The sequence below is a fragment of the Plantibacter sp. LMC-P-059a genome (assembly GCF_030209505.1).
Classification (GTDB): Bacteria; Actinomycetota; Actinomycetes; order Actinomycetales; family Microbacteriaceae; genus Plantibacter.
On the sequence record NZ_JARVRZ010000001.1, the window covers coordinates 599,630 to 617,107 of the forward strand.

The following is a 17,478-nucleotide window of genomic DNA, read 5'->3' on the forward strand; positions in this document are numbered from 1 at the left end:
CTCTTTCGGGTGGTGCGCGCCGGTGGACGCTGATTCGACGGTACGTCGGCCTAGCAGGGATGACGAACCGGTGCGTAACACTTCGGAACAGAGCGACGGACGTCGTCGATCGCGCTCGACGACGGCGACTATTCGACGAGCTCGGAGAGCTCCAGCCAGCGCACTTCGAGGTCGGCGATCTCCCCGTACATGGCCTGGATCTTGGCGCCGAGCGCCGTGATCCCGGCGAAGTCGTTCTGGTCGTGGACCGCGACCTTCTCGTGCGCCTGCTCGATCTGGCCGTTGAGCTTGTGCAGCTTGCGGTCGATCGCCTTGATCTCCTGCTGGGCGTTCCGCAGCTCAGCGCCACTCAGCTTCGGCGTCTTCTTCGTCGGACCGCCACCCGACGCCGTCGGGCGGTCGTGCTCCTGCGAGCGGCTGCCGGCGGTCCCGGCATTGAGCTTCAGGTACTGGTCGATGCCGCCGGGGAGGTGACGGAAGTGACCGTCCATGATCGCGTACTGCTGGTCGGTCACGCGCTCGAGGAAGTACCGGTCGTGCGAGACGACGAGCAGGGTGCCCGGCCACGAGTCGAGGAGGTCCTCCATGGCCGCGAGCATGTCGGTGTCGAGGTCGTTGGTGGGCTCGTCGAGGACGAGGACGTTCGGCTCGTCGAGCAGGATGAGCAGCAGCTGCAGACGTCGACGCTGTCCACCGGAGAGGTCCTTCACCGGGGTCGACAGCTGCGCGCTCGTGAAGCCGAGGCGTTCGAGCAGCTGACCGGGGGTCATCTCCTTGCCGCCCGCGACGTAGCTCGTGCGCTTCCGTCCGATGACGTCGCTCACGCGGTCCTGCTCGTACTCGGCGAGCTCGTCGAGCTGCTGCGTCAGCGTGGCGACCTGCACGGTCTTGCCGCGCTTGACGCGCCCTTCGGTGGCCTCGACCTCGCCGGTAACGAGTCCGAGGAGCGTCGACTTGCCGGCGCCGTTGACGCCGAGGATGCCGGTGCGCTCACCCGGGGCGATGCGCCACTCGACGTCCTTGATGATCGTGCGGTCGCCGTAGGACACGGTGACGTCGAGGATGTCGACGACGTCCTTCCCGAGCCGGGCGGTCGCCATACCGGCGAGCTCGACCGCGTTCCGCACCGGGGGTTCGTCGGCGATGAGCGCGTTGGCCGCTTCGATGCGGAACTTGGGCTTGGCCGTCCGTGCAGGAGCGCCGCGGCGCAACCACGCCAGCTCCTTCTTCATGAGGTTCTGACGCTTCGCCTCGGACACGGCTGCCGAGCGGTCGCGCTCGACGCGCTGGAGCACGTACGCCGCGTACCCGCCCTCGAAGGGCTCGACGATGCGGTCGTGCACCTCCCAGGTGGCGGTGCAGATCGCGTCGAGGAACCACCGGTCGTGGGTCACGACGAGCAGGCCGCCCGAGTTCCTGGACCACCGACGGTTCAGGTGTTCGGCGAGCCAGGTGATGCCCTCGACGTCGAGGTGGTTGGTCGGCTCGTCGAGGAAGAGGATGTCGTGGTCGCCGACGAGGAGCGCCGCGAGCGCCACTCGACGACGCTGACCGCCGCTCAGATCGGCGACGAGGGCGTCCCAGGCGATGTCGGAGGCGAGGCCGGAGATGACGTCGCGGACCTTCGGGTCGCCCGCCCACTCGTGCTCGTCGAACCCGCCGACGATGGTCTGGCCGACGGTCTTGTCGTGATCGAGGGTGTCGGACTGGTCGAGCACGCCGACCGTGACGCCGTTGCGCACGGTGACCCGGCCGGAGTCGGGCTCCTTGCGGCCCGCGAGGAGACCGAGGAGCGTGGACTTGCCGTCGCCGTTGCGGCCGACGATGCCGATGCGGTCGCCCTCGTTCACCCCGATCGTGATGCCGTCGAAGACGACTTTGGTCGGGTACTCGAGGTGGAGCGCTTCAGCGCCGAGAAGGTGTGCCATATCCGGTCTACGATACCGGCTCCGGCGACGCGCGGCCTCCGTGCACCCTAGGCTGCACAGGTGGCTCTGTTCTCCCGTTCCCGCCGGCTCCCGCTCGACCAACGCGACGCGCGGCTCACCCTCCTCGACAAGCGCATGCAGCGCTACGAACTCTCCGTCGACGACATCCCGCAGTCGGTCGTGTCACTCGCCGACCCGCGCTCGCTCGAGTACCCCTACATCCGGCACATCGCCCGCGTGATCGACGCCGAGGGCCCCGCGGGTGAGCCGCTCTTCACCGTGCATCTCGGGGCCGGGGCGCTGACGCTCCCACGCTACGTGCAGGCGACCCGACCGGGCTCTCCGCAGCTCGTCGTCGAGTTCGAGCCGGAGCTGTACGCCGCGATGCTCGAGGCGCTCCCGCTGCCGGAGGGTTCGCACGTGGAAGTCCGGTTCGGCGACGCCCGAGCCGTGGCGGACGAGCCGGTCGACGACATCTCGGCCACCGCCGCTGACGGCACGGTGTGGCGGGATGCCAGGGTGACCGTCGTCGACCTCTGGGACGCGGCGGTGATCCACCGTCGGGTCGCGAGCCTCGAGTTCTACCGTCGGGTCGCAGCGCGGTCCGCAGCCGACGGCGTGATCGCGGTCAACCTGCTCGACGGCAGCCCCTTCGACTACGCCAGGCGTCAGGCGGCGACCCTCCGGACCGTGTTCGCGCACGTGGCCGTCGTCCTCGACTTCGACCCGGTCGACGACGAGGGACCGCTCGGCAACGTCGTCGTCTTCGCGAGCGACGCACCACTCGCGGCCGTGACACACCCGCAGCTGTTCGGCGCACCAGCCCCGGAACAACTGCACGGTGACGCGCTGACGGCCTGGATCGACGGCGCGGCGGTCATGACCGACGCGGACGGCGAGGACTCCCCCGACCCCGACGACCCACGCTGGGACTGACGGGCCCTCTTTGCGCCCTCAGCCGGTTGCGCTACGGTGGGCGTAGCGCAATCGGCTGATTTACCCGGAATCGGCTTCCGCGCGGAGGAGGTTGGTCGGTGCCCGTCTCCCGACGCGTCTCCCGAGCGCAGCAGATGAGCGACCGCATCCTCGACGCAGCCCTCGACCTCATGCGCTCCCGCGGCTCGGTCGCCGTCAACATCGAGGCGGTCGCCGAGACCACCGGTGTCGCCAAGACGACGATCTACCGGCGCTACCGCAACCGCTCCGAGCTACTCACGGCGGCCGTCGCCCGCGCCATGGAGACCCCGGTCGAGATACCCGCGGACCTGCCGACGTACGAGACGTTCACCTGGCTGCTCCACGAAGCGCGCGCGATGATCGAGGACGTCGTGGGCCGGGGCACGATCGCGTCGATCCTGCTCCAGGACGATCCCGAGTTCTCCACCCTCCTCCGGGACCTCACCCGCAACCGTGCTCGTGCCCTGTCCAACCTGGTCGACGAACGGATCTCCACCGGAGACCTGAAGCCCGGACTCGACGGCCGCCTCGTCGCGACGCTCCTGCTCGGCGCCGTCCTCGGCCAACTCGTCCGCGGCGCCGACATGGACGACGACTGGGCGGACCAGGTCCTCTCCGTGCTCTGGCCAGCACTGGCGGCATGAACCCTCGCAGCACCCGACCGCACGCCGCCGTCGTCTACAACCCGACGCGCGTCCAGCTCGAGCGTCTCCGCCGCCTCGTCGACGACGCAGCGGACGACGCCGGCTGGGGCCCGACGACCTGGATCCCGACCCGCGAACGGTCCGCCGCCGTCGAACAGGTCGCCGAGGCCCTCGACGATGGCGCGGCGCTCGTGATCGCGGCGGGCGGCGACGGTACGGTCCGCGAGGTCGCCGGGGCCATGCGTCACACCCGGACACCGTTCGCCGTGGTACCGCTCGGCACGGCGAACCTCTTCGCCCGGAACGCCGGCATCCCCATCGACACGGCCGCAGCCGTCCGAGCGGCGTTCACCGGGGAGGAACGGCACATCGACGTGGGGTCGATCGAGTACCGAGCTGTGGACGGCGTAAGGCGGAGCACCCCCTTCCTCGTCATGACGGGCTTCGGGGTGGACGCCGACATGGTCGCCTACGCCGATCCCGTCCTCAAGCGACGCCTCGGCTGGGTCGCCTACGTCGGCCCGATCGTCCGAGGGCTCTTCCGTCGGGACCGGCCGCGGCTGTCCTGGAAGGCGGACGGCGGATCGATGCGCAGCGCGCGGACCCACACGATGTTCGTCGGGAACTGCGGGACCGTCTCGGCTGGACTCGACGTCCTCCCGGACGCGCTGATCGACGACGGCGTCCTCGACGTGCTCATGGTGCGCTCGCTCGAGGGATGGGACGGGGTCCGGGTGACCCGCTGGCTGCACCGGGCGAACAACCCCGTCGCCCGGTTGACGAGGTCGAAGCTGGCGCGGCGACGCCCACGGCCAAGCGCTGTCGAGACGGCCGGATCCGCGGGCGGCGCGGTCCGCTACCTCCGGGCGGAGCGGCTGGACGTCACGGTGTCACCACCCGCGGCGTTCCAGGCCGACGGCGACGGCATCGGCCTGGTGGCCGCGGCACGCGTGACCGTCGACGCGGGCGCGCTGCTCGTGCGCCTGCCGGTGACGGCCTCGCGTTCCACCCGCCTCGGTCCCTGAGCCGCCCTTCGACAGGCTCAGGGACCGGAAGCGGCTCAGGGACCGGAGAGCTCAGTCGGCGAGGATCTTGCCGGGGTTGAAGTTCGATCCCGGGTCGGCGCTCTCGAAGAGGCCACGCATGATCGCGACGCCCTCGCTCGAGATGTCCTGCTCCATCCACGGCGCGTGCTCGACACCGACCGCGTGGTGGTGCGACAGGGTCCCGCCGTGGTCGACGAAGGCCTGCTGGATGGCCGACTTGACCTGCTCGTACTCACCGATGGGGTCGTCGCCCGTGATGAACGCGAAGGTGAAGTACAGGCAGGCGCCCGAGTGGTACGAGTGTGACAGGTGGCACATGATCCAGCCGTGCACGCCGAGCTTGTCGTAGGCGGCGTTGGCGGCGTCGTTCGCGGCGTCGTAGACCTCCTGCAGCCGCGACCACGGTGCGGCCGTCTCCGAGACGTCTGCCGCCGCGCCACGGTCGAGTAGGAAGTCGCGCAGGTAGGGGGTGTCGAACTTCTTCTGGTCGTACAGGGCACCGGGGCCCTTGCCGACACCCATGCCGCCGTGCTTTCGGACGATCGAGCCGACGAGGCCCTTCTCGTAGCGGACGTGCGAAGCGCTGCCCTCGTATCCGATGAAGGACAGGCACAGCTGCTCGAGGTCCCAGCCGCGGGCCGTCAGGACCTTCATGAGGCCCTTCGTGACCTGCGCCGAGACGCCGGTGCTGGCCTTCCGGGTCGCGAGCGAGAAGCCGCTCTCCCGGGCGTTCGACACGCGCGTGACGGACGGGCTGGCGTCGCTCTCGGCGATCTCGTGCATCGCCGCGAGTCCGGCCTCCCAGGTGGGGAAGAAGTAGCCGAGGACCTCGCGGACCGCCGGGGTGCGGTGGACCTGCACCGTCACCTCGGTGATGATGCCGAGGCGGCCCTCGCTGCCGATGATCATCTCGCGGACGCTCGGTCCGGTGGAGGCGCTCGGAACGGGACGGATCGCGACGATCCCGTTCGGCCGGACCATGCGCAGGCCCTTGGTGATGTCGGCGATGTCGCCGTACTTGTCGGACTGCATGCCCGAGGAGCGCGTCGCGACCCAACCGCCGAGGGTCGAGTGCGTGAAGCTGTCGGGGAAGTGGCCCATCGTCCAGCCCTTGGCGCCGAGCTGTTCCTCGATCGACGGTCCCTGCGCACCCGCCTGGATGGTGGCGAGGCCGGAGCCCTCGTCGATCGACAGCACGCGGTCGAGGCGGCCGAGGTCGAGGGAGATGATGACCCGCTCCTCCGTCGGCTGCGGGTCGAGCGAGCCGGCGATGTTGGTTCCGCCGCCGAACGGGATGATGACGGCGTCCGCGGCGACGGCCGCCGCGACCACGGAGGCGACCTCGGCCTCATCGGCCGGGTACACGACGAGGTCGGGCGTCCGCGGAAGGTCGTTCGCGCGGATCCGGAGCAGGTCGCGGATGCTCTTGCCGTAGGTGTGGACGACGCGTTCCTCGTCGTCGGCCGTGACGTGGCCCTGGCCGACGAGCAGCGAGAGCTCGGCGATGAACTCCTCGGTCGCGCGCGAGGCCGGGACGGTGAGCTCGTCGAAGCTGAGGTGCGACTGCGCCGGCTTCCGCAGGTCGAGGCCGACGGCCTGCTTCACGAACGGCGCGAAGTCCGGCTTGTTGCTGTGCTCGAAGGCGACACCCTCGACACCCCAGCCCCACCACTTCATGTGCTCCACAGACGTCATCCGGCTTCCTTTCGTGGTGTGTCGATCGACACGTGTGCTTCCGGCTCGACCGAGGCACGCAGGGCCACGATCTCGGCGACGACGCGGTCCATGAGTTGGACGGGCGTCTCGTTCGGTTGCGGGTGGATCGGGCGCCCGAAGACGACGCTGACGGGCGGCCGTCCGGGGACGGGCCAGTTGCGGCCCTTCGGCATCGCGGCGTGGGTGCCGAGCACCGCGACCGGGAGGCAGGGGATGCCCTGGCGGGTCGCGAGGGCCGCCGCGCCGGGTTTGAACCGGCCGAGCTCACCCGTCTTGGATCTGCCGCCCTCGGGGAAGATGAGGATCGGGACGCCGCTCTCGAGGAGCTCCCTCGACACACCGGCCCGTTTGCGGTCGCCCGAACGGTCGACCGGGAAGGCGTTGAAGAACAGGGCCGCGAACAGGCGTCGGGCGGGGACGTCGAAGAAGTAGTCCGCCGCGACACCGGCGGCGAGGAACCGCGAGAGTCGCCGTGGCATCGCACCGACGACGAGCGGGGCGTCGAGGTGGGACTGATGGTTCGCGACGACGATGAACGGACCGTCCACCCCGGTGAGACGCTCGCGGCCCGTCACGCGGACGCGAGTCAACGACCAGACGAGCGGCTTCAGCAGGAGGCGCTGTGCGACGAAGCGCGCGTTCGCGTGCAGGGATGAGGTGAACCGCGGCTCTGCGGTCATCGGTGGGCTCCTGACTGGGCGGCGTTCGCGGCACGACGACTCGACGACATCCGGCCCGAGATCCACCGGATCGAGGAGCGGGGCGCGAACTTGACGAGGGCCATGAGCGATTTGAACCGGAGACTCGGGATCGACACGACGACGCCACGAGCGGCGTCGCGGAGGGCGTCGGCGACCAGTCGGTCGACGTCGATCCAGAGACCGGACGGGATCGAACGGGTGCTGATGCCGGCGCGGTCGTGGAACTCGGTGCGGACCCAGCCCGGGCAGAGCGCCGTGACGTGCACCCCGGTGCCGGCGAGTTCGACCGCCAGCGCCTCCGTGTAGGTCGTGACGAACGCCTTGACCGCCGAATACCCGCCCGTGGTGATGAACCCGGCGGTGCTCGACACGTTGAGGATGGTGCCGCCACCGCGTTCACGCATGGCACGGGCTGCGGCGCCCGAGAGCACGGCGACGCTGCGGCACATGACCTCGATCGCGTTGTCGAGCTCGCTCGTGTCGGGATCGGTCAGCCGCGCGTGCACCCCGAAGCCGGCGTTGTTGACGACGACGTCGATCGGCGCTGCGGCGTCCTCGATGCGGGCAGCGAGTCGTGCGACGTCGGCGCGGTCGGAGAGGTCGGCGGAGATCACCTCGACCGTGCGTCCGGTCGCGCGGAGCCGCTCGGCCGACGCCTCCAGGCGCTGTGCGTCGCGGGCCACGAGCACCAGGTCGAAGCCCCGCTCGGCGAGCGCCGTGGCGAACGCGGCACCGATGCCGGAGGTCCCACCGGTGACGAGAGCTGTAGCCATGTGGATCAGAATACGCTACGCGTTGCGTATCGTTGCAAGCTACAGTGATGAGGTCGGATCGTCACGGAACGGAGACGCCATGGTGAACCGGGAATCGCCGCGCCCAGCAGCACCCGCCGCCCTCGACGATGTCGAGCAAGAGAGCGCCATGCTGCGCCCCGCCCACGGGTTCAGCGTCCGCGACTACGCCACCTCGGCGGTCGGCAGTCGTCGCAAGGAGATCGAGGCGGAGGACTTCTCCTCCACGCCCCTCTCCCCCGAGACGGTCGCGCTGCTCCGGGCCCTCTCCGACATCGAGCGCGCGACCATGCAGTACCTCCGCGGCGTGCTGGTGACACCGACCCACAAGGACGCCAGGGTCACCGCGTTCCTCATCACCTGGGCGTACGAGAAGTACTGGATCACCGACACGATCGACACGGTGCTCAAGGCGAACGGCACGCCGCGGGTCAAGGTCCGCGCGACCGGGCTCCGCCGCACCCTCCGGGGTGTGAGCGACCGGTTCACGCCGATCGGTCAGGCCCTCATCGCGAACGTGCTCGGCGAGGACATCATCGCCTGGCACATGACGATCGGGACGATCGACGACCTCATCACCGCGGCGGCCTATCGGGCCGTCCGCGAGCGCGCCGCGCATCCCGGACTCGACCGCCTCATCGACGAGATCCTGGAGACCAAGGCCCGCCACCTGGAGTTCTTCAGCGCGCAGGCCGGCGACCGGCTCGCCGCGTCGCCCCGCGCGCAGGGCATCACCCGCCGCCGCATCCGCTCCGCCGTCTGGCCGACCGGATCCGACGTGACGGGCACCCGGCAGACCGCACGGTTCGCCGCCCTCGTGTTCCGCAGTACCGCCACCTGGAGCGACCCGGCGGTGATCGGGATCGACGCGGCCATCGACGCGCTCCCCGGTCAGTCGGGCCTCCATCTCGCCGCCAAGCTCGCCCACCGTGGACGCCACGGAAGCACCGAGGAGAACCGATGACCGACGCCACCACCCCCGACGAGGTTCCGCAGCCGGAACCTGTCGCGAGCACCGCACCGGCGATCTCGCCCGGCGCCCTCGACGGGGCACACGTCCTCGTCACGGGCGGCACCGGCTTCCTCGGGCAGGCCGTGCTCGAGCGCCTGCTCGCCGACCACCCCACCACCCGGGTCAGCCTGCTGATCCGCAAGAAGGGGTCCGTCCGCGGGAGCGACCGGTTGCAGACCCTCCTCCGGAAGCCGGTGTTCAAGGCCTGGCGCGAGCGCGTCGGTGCCGAGGCGGCCTCGGCCATCGTCGCCGAGCGGGTGAACGTCATCGAGGGCGGGCTCGACGAGATGGCGCTCCCCTCCGACCTCGACGTCGTGATCCACAGCGCGTCCACCGTCTCCTTCGACCCGCCGATCGACGAGGCGTTCGCCACGAACGTCGGCGGCGCGACCACCCTTTACGCGGCGCTCGCGAAGAGCGGCGCGACCCCGCACGTCGTCCACGTGTCCACGGCCTACGTCGGCGGGACCCGCAAGGGCATCCAGCCGGAGCGCAGCCTCGTGCACGACGTGGACTGGCGCGCCGAGGCCGAGGCGGCACGCTCCGCCCGCATCCGCGCCGAGGAGTCCTCCCGCCGGCCCGAGGTCCTGCGGAAGCTCATGCAGACCGCTCGCCGCGACCACGGCAAGGCGGGCCCGCAGGCGGTCTCGACCGCGGCGGAGGCCGCACGGATCGCCTGGGTCGACGCGCGCCTCGTCGCCCACGGTCGCGCCAGGGCCGAGAGCCTCGGCTGGACCGACGTCTACACCTTCACGAAGGCGATGGCGGAGCGCGTCGCCGAGGAGCGTTGGGCCGGCACGGGCAACCGACTGTCCTTCGTCCGCCCCTCCATCATCGAGAGCGCCCTCGCGCACCCGTTCCCCGGCTGGATCGACGGCTACAAGGTGGCGGATCCGCTGATCATCGCCTACGGCCGAGGCCAGTTGCCCGACTTCCCGGGCCTGCCGGACAGCGTCCTCGACATCATCCCGGTCGACTTCGTCGTGAACGCCATCCTCGCCGCGGCGGAGACCCCTCCGGAACCCGCCGCCCCTCGCTACTTCCAGGTGAGCTCCGGCGCGAGCAACCCGCTGCCGTTCCACAAGATGTACGCGAACGTGCACAGCTACTTCACGGAGCACCCGATCCCGGCCGACGCGGGCGACATCAGCGTGCCGACCTGGAACTTCCCAGGCGGACGGGCCATCGAGCGCTCCATCGACCGCCGGCAGAAGGCCACGAGCGCCGCGGGCAGGATCGTGTCGCACCTCCCGGCCAACGCGCGGACCCGTGGCTGGCAGGACCGCATCCGGAAGGCGTCGAGCGACCTCGGGTCGCTCCGCGACTTCACGGGGCTCTACCGCTCGTACGTCCAGAGCGAGATCGTGTTCGACGACCGTCGCACCCGCGAGCTCCACGCCTCGCTCACCCCGGAGCAGCAGGCGGACCGCGGCTTCGACGTCACGACGATCGATTGGGACGACTACTTCCAGCGGATCCACTTCCCGGCCGTCACCACGCTGACCCGCGCGTTCGCGAACCGCAAGGCCGGCGCGGCGAAGCAGCAGAAGATCCTCCCCGTGCGGGACGACGTCCTCGCGGTGTTCGACCTCGAGGGCACGGTGCTCGCCTGGAACCTCATCGAGCAGTACCTCTGGTTGCGGCTCGCCGCGACCTCGCGCTCGCGGTGGCCCATCGAGATCGCCGCGCTCGGCGCGTCCATGCCCGGCTACATCGGTGCCGAGCTCCGCGACCGCGGCGAGTTCATCCGCACCTTCATGCGTCGCTACGAGGGCGTCGACGTCGCTCAGCTCGAGAAACTCGTCCGGGGCGGGTTCGGCAAGGCGGTCCGTTCGCGACTGCTCCCCCAGGCGCTCGAACAGATCGCCGCGCACCGCGCCGCCGGGCACCGGACCATCCTCGTGACGGGCACGATCGACCTCATGGCCGCTCCCCTCGCACCGTTCTTCGACGAGGTCGTCGCCGGTGCGATGCACGCCGAGAACGGGCGCCTCACGGGGTACCTCGACAGCCCGCCGCTCGTCGACGAGGCCCGTGGCGCCTGGCTCACCCAGTACGCCGAGCAGCACGGGATGGACCTCGCCCACTCCTACGGGTACGGCGACTCCCACGCCGACGCGGCCTGGTTGCAGCTGGTCGGCAATCCGGTCGCCGTGAACCCCGACCACACCCTCTACCAGCTGGCACAGGCCGGCCGGTGGACGGTGCGAGAATGGGCACGAACCACCGGGGGCGTCCGCTCCGAAGACGAACTGACCCGCGCACCGCGCCCCGCACAGCCGAGAGGAGAGCGGACGGCCGAGGACACGATCCCCGACCGCCCCAACGCACATGGCGTTTGACATCGACAAGTTCACCGAGACGAGCGTCTCGGTGAACTGGAGTGACCTCGACTTCGACGAGTTCAAGACGAATCCGCTCCCCGCTTCCACCCTCCGCAGCCTGCGGTACATGTGCGACATCGAGTACCACACGGTCTGCTACCTCCGGGACATGCTCATGACGCCGTCCCACGAGGACGACGAGGTCGGCGCGTTCATGACGATGTGGAACCGCGAGGAGTTCTGGCACGGTGAGGCACTCGCCGCCGTCCTGGCCGCCCACGACATCACCGTCGACTTCGACGAACTGAAGGCGACGCGCTTGAAGCTCGGCTGGAAGGACCGCCTCGACCCCATCAAGCAGTCGATCCTCGGCAACCTCGTCGGCACCGACTTCATCGCCGTGCACATGAGCTGGGGTGCGGCGAACGAGTGGTCGGCCACGGCCGCGTACACCCGCCTCGCGCAGCTCGAGCGGCACCCCGTGCTCTCCGTGCTCCTCAAGCGGATCGCGAAGCAGGAGACCCGCCACGTGGCGTTCTACGCGAGCCAGGCCAGGGCACGCCTCGAGTCGTCGAAGAGCGCCCGCCGCCTCACCCGGTTCCTGCTGCGCAAGGTGTGGGGTCCTGTCGGCTCCGGCGTCATGCCGGACTCCGAGGTCACCCACGTGATGGGGCACCTGTTCGGCGACGAGGAGGGCCTGGCGGAGGTGCGCCGCATCGACGGCCACATCGCGAAGCTGCCCGGCATGGAGGGGCTCACGATCATCGAGAACTCCCTCCGCGTGCGAGGCGTCGCGGCCTGAACCCGTGTGTCGGAACCCCGGTCGGATCACCGACCGGGGTTCCGTCGGTCACGGAGGTACGCCTCAGCTCTGCGAGACGATGCGGGCGCCGTGGACCGGCCCGTGTGCCCGGATGGTCTTCAGCCCGGATGAGGCGAGCGTGACCTGCAGCTCCAGGGCGTCGTCGGTGTCCGCGGCGAGGAAGGCGATCGTGGGGCCGGAGCCCGACACGAGGCTGCCGAGGGCGCCCTGCGAATCCCCGAACTCGAGGACCTCGCCGAGCACCGGCCGAAGCTGCAGGGCGGCGGCCTGCAGGTCGTTGTAGAGGACATCGCCGAGCAGGTGGGCGTCGCCGGCACGAAGCGCCTGGAGCACCGCGGCGTCGACGGTCGGCTGGCGGCCGGACGGCGAGATGTCGAGGATGTGGCGCGCGCGGTGCGCGTCGAGCTCCTGGTAGACCAGCGGGGTCGACATGCCGAAGTCGGCGAGCGCGAGGACCCACTCGAACTGTCCCTTGGCGAGCGCGCTGCTCAGCTGGTCGCCTCGGCCGGTGCCGACGGCCGTGCCGCCGAGCAGCGCGAACGGCACGTCCGCGCCGAGACGGGCGGCCAGGGCCAAGAGCTCGTCGCGGCTGCGCTCGGTGCCCCAGAGCGCGTCACAGGCGAGCAGGGTCGCTGCTGCGTCCGCCGAGCCACCGCCCATGCCTCCGGCGACCGGGACGTGCTTCTCGATCTCGAGGCGCACGCCACCGCGGAACCCCGTCCGCCTCGCGAGCGCCTTTGCGGCGCGGATGGCCAGGTTGCTCGTGTCCGTCGGCACCCCGGAGACGTCGACGGACCCCGAGAACGTCACGCTGAAGTCGTCGGCCGGGTACGCGTGCACGTCCTCGTACAGCGAGATCGCCTGGTAGGCGGTCGCGACGTCGTGGTAGCCGTCGTCCATCACGTCGCCGACTTTCAGGAAGACGTTGATCTTCCCCGGTGCGCGCACGTGCACGTGCTTGAGGATGGCCTCGGTGGTCATTGTTCCAAGTTAGTCGATCCGGGAACCGCCCCGGACCGCCCTACTTGTCCGAGGAGTCCGCCCAGATGTTGACGTCCGCGCCCTCGGCGAGCCGGTCGATCTCCTCGAGCTCCTCGGTCGTGAACGCCGGGCCGTCGAGCGCGGCGAGGTTCTCGTCGAGTTGCTCCGGCCGCGAGGCGCCGATGAGCGCTGAGGTGATCGCCGGGTTGTTCAGCACCCAGGCCAGCGACATCTGCGCGAGGGTCTGGCCGCGCTCGGTCGCGATGTCGTTGAGGGACCGCAACCGCGTCGCCATCTCCTCGCTCACCTGGCGGTCCGGCAGTGACGGGCGGTTCGTCGCGCGCTCCGCCGGGCCCTCCCCGAGGTACTTGTCGGTGAGGAGACCCTGCGCGAGCGGCACGAAGGCGATCGCCCCGAGGCCCGTCTCGGTGAGCACCTCGGTGAGTCCGTCCTCCACCCAGCGGTTCAGGATCGAGTACGACGGCTGGTGGATCACGAGCGGCGTTCCGAGCTCACGGGCGACGGCGTGGGCTGCCGCGGTCCGTTCGGCCGAGTAGGAGGAGATGCCGACGTACAACGCCTTCCCCGAGCGCACGATCGCGTCGAGCGCACCGACCGTCTCCTCGATGGGCGTCACCTCGTCCACCCGGTGCGAGTAGAAGATGTCCACGTAGTCGAGCCCCATGCGTTCGAGCGACTCGTCGAGGCTCGCGGTCAGGTACTTCTTCGAACCGAAGTTGCCGTACGGGCCTGGCCAGAAGTCGTAGCCGGCCTTCGAGGAGATGATGAGCTCATTGCGGTACGGGCCGAAGTCCTCGCGCATCATGCGACCGAAGTTCGTCTCCGCCGAACCGTAGGGCGGCCCGTAGTTGTTCGCGAGGTCGAAGTGGGTGATCCCGTGGTCGAACGCGTGCCGGAGCAGGGCACGCTGTCCATCGAAGGGCCGGTTGTCGCCGAAGTTGTACCAGAGGCCGAGCGAGATCGGCGGCAGGAAAAGGCCGGAGGTACCCACCTGGCGGTAGTCGTTCCGCGCGTAGCGGTCGTCGGCCGCGGCGTACGGGCGGTGGATGTCGGGGACGTTCAGGGGGAAACGAGCATCAGCGGTAATGCGCCAACGCTATCGCCCTGCGCGGACGATCGACAGGAAGTCGTGGACGGTGAGTTCCTCACCGCGCGCGGTCGGCTTGACCCCGGCGGCCTCCATGCGCTCCGTGGCCGCCTGCGAGCTGCCGAGGACGTTGCCGAGCGCCTGGCGGAGCATCTTCCGGCGCTGCTGGAAGGCGGCGTCGATCAGCGCGAAGGTCTCGACCCGCTCCTGCTCGGTGCCGATCACGTCGCTCCGTCGTTCGAAGCCCACCAGGACGGAGTCGACGTTCGGGATCGGCCAGAAGACCTGGCGACTGACCTGTCCGGCGATGCGCCACGCCCCGTACCAGGCCGCCTTCGCGCTCGGTGCGCCGTAGACCTTGCTCCCCGGGACCGCGGCCAGCCGGTACCCGACCTCCGCCTGCACCATGACGACGCCGGCAGTGAGCGAGGTGAAGTGTTCGAGGAAGTGCAGCAGGACCGGCACGGAGATGTTGTACGGCAGGTTGGCGACGAGCCGGTTCGGGAGCGCGGGGAGTTCCACGATGCGGAGGGCGTCCTCGTGGACGACCGACAGCCGGTCGATCATGCCCGGCGCCATCTCCCCCACGGTGATCGGGAGCTGCTTCGCGAGGCGACCGTCGATCTCGACGGCGACGACACTCGCGTCGGCTTCGAGCAGGCCCAGCGTGAGCGATCCGAGTCCCGGACCGATCTCCACCACCACGTCGCCCGGCGCGACATGGGCGACCGAGACGATCTTGCGGACGGTGTTCGCGTCGATCACGAAGTTCTGACCGAGCTTCTTCGTCGGCGTCACGTCGAGCAGGGTGGCGAGGTCTCGGATCTCGGCGGGGCCGAGCAGTGCGACGGAAGCGGTCATCCCCCCAGTATCCCCGATCGCCGGTGGCCCCGATCGCGCCGCGGCTCCAGGCCGCCCACCGGTCAGTCGGACCAGGAGCCGTAGACCCGCTCGGTGTTCGAGGCGAGCTGCGTCGCGAACCCCTCGAGGTCTGCGCCGAGGTGCGCCGCCATGCCACGGACCGTGTGGGGCAGCAGATAGGGGGCGTTGGGCCGACCGCGGAACGGTGCCGGTGTGAGGTACGGCGCGTCGGTCTCGACCATGACGAGCTCGCGGGGCATGACCTCGAGCGCCTCGCGCAGCGGTGCGGCGTTCTTGAACGTCACGGTGCCCGCGAACGAGGCGTACCAGCCGTGCTCGGCGCAGAGCGCTGCGAGTTCGCGGCCCCCGGAGAAGCAGTGGAAGACGGTGCGCTCCGGAGCCCCGACGCGCAACAGGGTCTCGACGACCTCGTCGTGGGCGTCGCGGTCGTGGATCTGCAGGGCGATGCCGTGCCGCTTCGCGATCGCGATGTGCGCCTCGAAGGAGGCGAACTGTGCTGCTCGGCCGTCGTCCTCGGTGCGGAAGAAGTCGAGGCCGGTCTCGCCGACGGCCCGGACGCGGGGTTGGGCTGCCAGCCGGTCGATCTCGGCCAGCGCGTCGTCGAGTGTTCCGGCGCGGTCGAGATCCGGAGCGTCGTTCGGGTGGATCGCCACGGCAGCGAGGACGCGTGGGTCGCGGGCCGCGAGCGCAGCCGACCAGCGCGAGGTCTCGACGTCGGTGCCGACTTGCACGATCCCGCGGACACCGACGGCGACCGCGCGGTCGAGGTGCTCCGTCGGCGTGAGCGGCGCATCGCCGTCGGCGTGCTCGAGGTGGGTGTGGTTGTCGTACACGGCCACCGGCAGCGGCTCGGGGCTCTCCGGGTAGCTCAACTGCTTCCGCTCCCCCGCCTCACGCTGCCGCAGATGCGGGGTGGCGGCTGGATCCGGCGCGACGCCCTCGCTCATTCCGCGACGGCCTCGATCCGCGGGAAGAGCGGCTCGAGCCCGACCACCGTGGTGCCGGCGGGGACCTGAGCCCAGGTGCCGACCTCGCCGATGCGCTGCGCGCCGAGCTGACCCAGGGCGTCCTCGACCCCGAGTGCGGTCCAGAGCTTGGTGGTCGCCTTCGGGACGAAGGGGTGCAGCAGGACCGACAGGGCGCGGAGCCCTTCGACCGCCGTGGCGAGGACGGTGCCGAGGCGTGCGCGCTTGGCCTCGTCCTTCGCGAGCGCCCACGGCTCCTGCTCGGTGATGTAGCCGTTCAGCTCGTCGACGATCCGCCAGATGGCGGCCAGTGCGTCCTGAATGGCGAGTCGCTCGATGGCGGCGTCGGCGTCCGTAGCGGCGCGGGCGACCGTCTCCTGGATCGCGACGTCGGCAGGCTCGGCGGGGCCGCTCGGCGGCACGACGCCCTCGAAGTAGCGGGTGACCATGGCCAGCACGCGCGAGGCGAGGTTGCCGAAGCCGTTCGCGAGCTCGGCCTGGTAGCGCGCCGAGAGGTCCTCCCAGCTGAAGGATCCGTCCTGGCCGAAGGCGATGGCGCGCATGAAGTAGTAGCGGAACGCGTCGGATCCGAAGGTGTCGGTGATCTCGCTGGGTGCGATACCGGTGAGCTTCGACTTGGACATCTTCTCGCCGCCGACGAGCAACCAGCCGTGACCGAAGACGCGCTTCGGCACCTCAAGTCCGGCGGCCATGAGCATGGCCGGCCAGATGACGGCGTGGAACCGGAGGATGTCCTTGCCGACGATCTGCGTCGCCGGCCAGCGCTCGGCGAACGCCTCCTCGTCGGAGCCGTACCCGGCGGCGGTGATGTAGTTGAGCAGGGCGTCGAACCAGACGTAGACGACGTGGCTCTCGTCCCACGGGACCTTGATGCCCCAGTCGAAGGTGGAGCGCGAGATCGAGAGGTCCTTCAGGCCCTGGCGGACGAACTGGATGACCTCGTTGCGTGCCGACTCCGGCTGCACGAACTCGGGACGTTCCTCGTAGAGGGCGAGCAGTCGCTCGGCGAAGTCACTCATGCGGAAGAAGTAGTTGCTCTCCTGCAGCAGCTCGACAGGCTTGGAGTGGATCGCGCAGACGAGCTGGCCGACGTACTCGCCGGTGCCCTGGACGAGGTCGCTCTCCTGCTTGTACTCCTCGCACCCGACGCAGTAGTAGCCCTCGAACTCGCCCGTGTAGATGTACCCGGCGTCGTACAGACGCTGCAGGAAGAGCTGGACGTTCTGCTCGTGGCGCTCGTCGGTCGTGCGGATGAAGTCGTCGTTCGAGATGTCGATCGTGTCGAGCAGCGGGTACCAGGACTCGCTGACGAGGCGGTCCGCCCACTCCTTCGGCGTCACGCCGTTCGCGGTCGCCGTGCGCAGGATCTTCTGGCCGTGCTCGTCCGTCCCGGTGAGGAACCAGGTGCGGTCGCCGGCCTGACGGTGCCAGCGCGCGAGGACGTCGGCGGCCACCTCCGTGTACGCGTGCCCGATGTGCGGAGCATCGTTGACGTAGAAGATGGGCGTGGTGATGTAGAACGAGGTGCCGTCGGCCATGGGGTCAATCCTAGGACGAGCGGGCACCACGCTCGTGCCTG

Annotated in this window: 15 protein-coding genes; 6 read left to right on the top strand and 9 right to left on the bottom strand. The window is 70.0% G+C overall.

Annotated features, from left to right (window positions below; all coding sequences use genetic code 11):
* Positions 1 to 128: 128 nt before the first annotated feature.
* Positions 129 to 1,928, bottom strand: coding sequence for an ABC-F family ATP-binding cassette domain-containing protein (locus tag QRN27_RS02840; RefSeq protein ID WP_285040642.1), 1,800 nt, complete (start codon positions 1,926 to 1,928; stop codon positions 129 to 131).
* A gap of 60 nt (positions 1,929 to 1,988) precedes the next feature.
* On the opposite strand from QRN27_RS02840, the gene QRN27_RS02845 reads away from it, so the two are divergent.
* From QRN27_RS02845 to QRN27_RS02855, 3 genes are all read left to right on the top strand, one after another.
* Positions 1,989 to 2,864, top strand: coding sequence for a spermidine synthase (locus tag QRN27_RS02845; protein ID WP_285040643.1), 876 nt, complete (start codon positions 1,989 to 1,991; stop codon positions 2,862 to 2,864).
* A 98-nt stretch (positions 2,865 to 2,962) separates the two neighbouring features.
* Positions 2,963 to 3,529, top strand: a complete 567-nt coding sequence (locus QRN27_RS02850; protein WP_285040644.1) for a TetR/AcrR family transcriptional regulator — start codon at positions 2,963 to 2,965, stop codon at positions 3,527 to 3,529.
* Entirely contained in the window at positions 3,526 to 4,554 is a 1,029-nt protein-coding gene (locus QRN27_RS02855; RefSeq protein WP_285040645.1) for a diacylglycerol/lipid kinase family protein, read from the top strand. Before QRN27_RS02850 ends, QRN27_RS02855 begins: the two co-directional genes overlap by 4 nt.
* Before the next feature lie 51 nt (positions 4,555 to 4,605).
* On the opposite strand, the gene QRN27_RS02860 is transcribed toward QRN27_RS02855, so the two are convergent.
* From QRN27_RS02860 to QRN27_RS02870, 3 genes are read right to left on the bottom strand one after another with little or no spacing between them, the layout of a single operon-like run.
* Entirely contained in the window at positions 4,606 to 6,270 is a 1,665-nt protein-coding gene (locus tag QRN27_RS02860) for an FAD-binding oxidoreductase (protein ID WP_056007513.1), read from the bottom strand.
* Positions 6,267 to 6,971: a lysophospholipid acyltransferase family protein gene (locus QRN27_RS02865; RefSeq protein WP_285040646.1), complete on the bottom strand. Its 705-nt coding sequence runs from the start codon at positions 6,969 to 6,971 to the stop codon at positions 6,267 to 6,269. The genes QRN27_RS02860 and QRN27_RS02865 overlap by 4 nt, the downstream gene beginning before the upstream one ends.
* Entirely contained in the window at positions 6,968 to 7,765 is a 798-nt protein-coding gene (locus tag QRN27_RS02870; RefSeq protein WP_285040647.1) for an SDR family NAD(P)-dependent oxidoreductase, read from the bottom strand. The genes QRN27_RS02865 and QRN27_RS02870 overlap by 4 nt, the downstream gene beginning before the upstream one ends.
* A gap of 79 nt (positions 7,766 to 7,844) precedes the next feature.
* On the opposite strand from QRN27_RS02870, the gene QRN27_RS02875 reads away from it, so the two are divergent.
* From QRN27_RS02875 to QRN27_RS02885, 3 genes are read left to right on the top strand one after another with little or no spacing between them, the layout of a single operon-like run.
* Positions 7,845 to 8,747: a hypothetical protein gene (locus QRN27_RS02875; protein WP_285040648.1), complete on the top strand. Its 903-nt coding sequence runs from the start codon at positions 7,845 to 7,847 to the stop codon at positions 8,745 to 8,747.
* Positions 8,744 to 11,137 carry an SDR family oxidoreductase gene (locus QRN27_RS02880; RefSeq protein ID WP_285040649.1) on the top strand — a complete coding sequence of 798 codons (2,394 nt, stop codon included), beginning with the start codon at positions 8,744 to 8,746 and terminating at the stop codon, positions 11,135 to 11,137. The genes QRN27_RS02875 and QRN27_RS02880 overlap by 4 nt, the downstream gene beginning before the upstream one ends.
* A complete protein-coding gene (locus QRN27_RS02885; RefSeq protein ID WP_285037863.1) occupies positions 11,127 to 11,921 on the top strand; it encodes a ferritin family protein in 795 nt (264 codons plus the stop codon). The genes QRN27_RS02880 and QRN27_RS02885 overlap by 11 nt, the downstream gene beginning before the upstream one ends.
* Positions 11,922 to 11,984: 63 nt before the next feature.
* On the opposite strand, the gene QRN27_RS02890 is transcribed toward QRN27_RS02885, so the two are convergent.
* The 5 genes from QRN27_RS02890 to metG all read right to left on the bottom strand — a co-directional run bounded on the left by QRN27_RS02890 (position 11,985) and on the right by metG (position 17,437).
* On the bottom strand, positions 11,985 to 12,923 hold the full coding sequence (locus QRN27_RS02890; protein WP_285040650.1) for a 4-(cytidine 5'-diphospho)-2-C-methyl-D-erythritol kinase: 939 nt from the start codon (positions 12,921 to 12,923) through the stop codon (positions 11,985 to 11,987).
* Between the two features lie 40 nt (positions 12,924 to 12,963).
* A complete protein-coding gene (gene mgrA / locus QRN27_RS02895; RefSeq protein WP_285040748.1) occupies positions 12,964 to 14,031 on the bottom strand; it encodes an L-glyceraldehyde 3-phosphate reductase in 1,068 nt (355 codons plus the stop codon).
* Positions 14,032 to 14,040: 9 nt separating this feature from the next.
* Entirely contained in the window at positions 14,041 to 14,892 is an 852-nt protein-coding gene (gene rsmA / locus QRN27_RS02900) for a 16S rRNA (adenine(1518)-N(6)/adenine(1519)-N(6))-dimethyltransferase RsmA (protein ID WP_285040651.1), read from the bottom strand.
* A gap of 62 nt (positions 14,893 to 14,954) precedes the next feature.
* Positions 14,955 to 15,860, bottom strand: coding sequence for a TatD family hydrolase (locus tag QRN27_RS02905; protein WP_285040652.1), 906 nt, complete (start codon positions 15,858 to 15,860; stop codon positions 14,955 to 14,957).
* Complete coding sequence (metG, locus tag QRN27_RS02910; RefSeq protein WP_285040653.1) at positions 15,857 to 17,437, bottom strand: methionine--tRNA ligase; 1,581 nt, start codon at positions 17,435 to 17,437, stop codon at positions 15,857 to 15,859. Before metG ends, QRN27_RS02905 begins: the two co-directional genes overlap by 4 nt.
* Positions 17,438 to 17,478 lie beyond the last annotated feature (41 nt).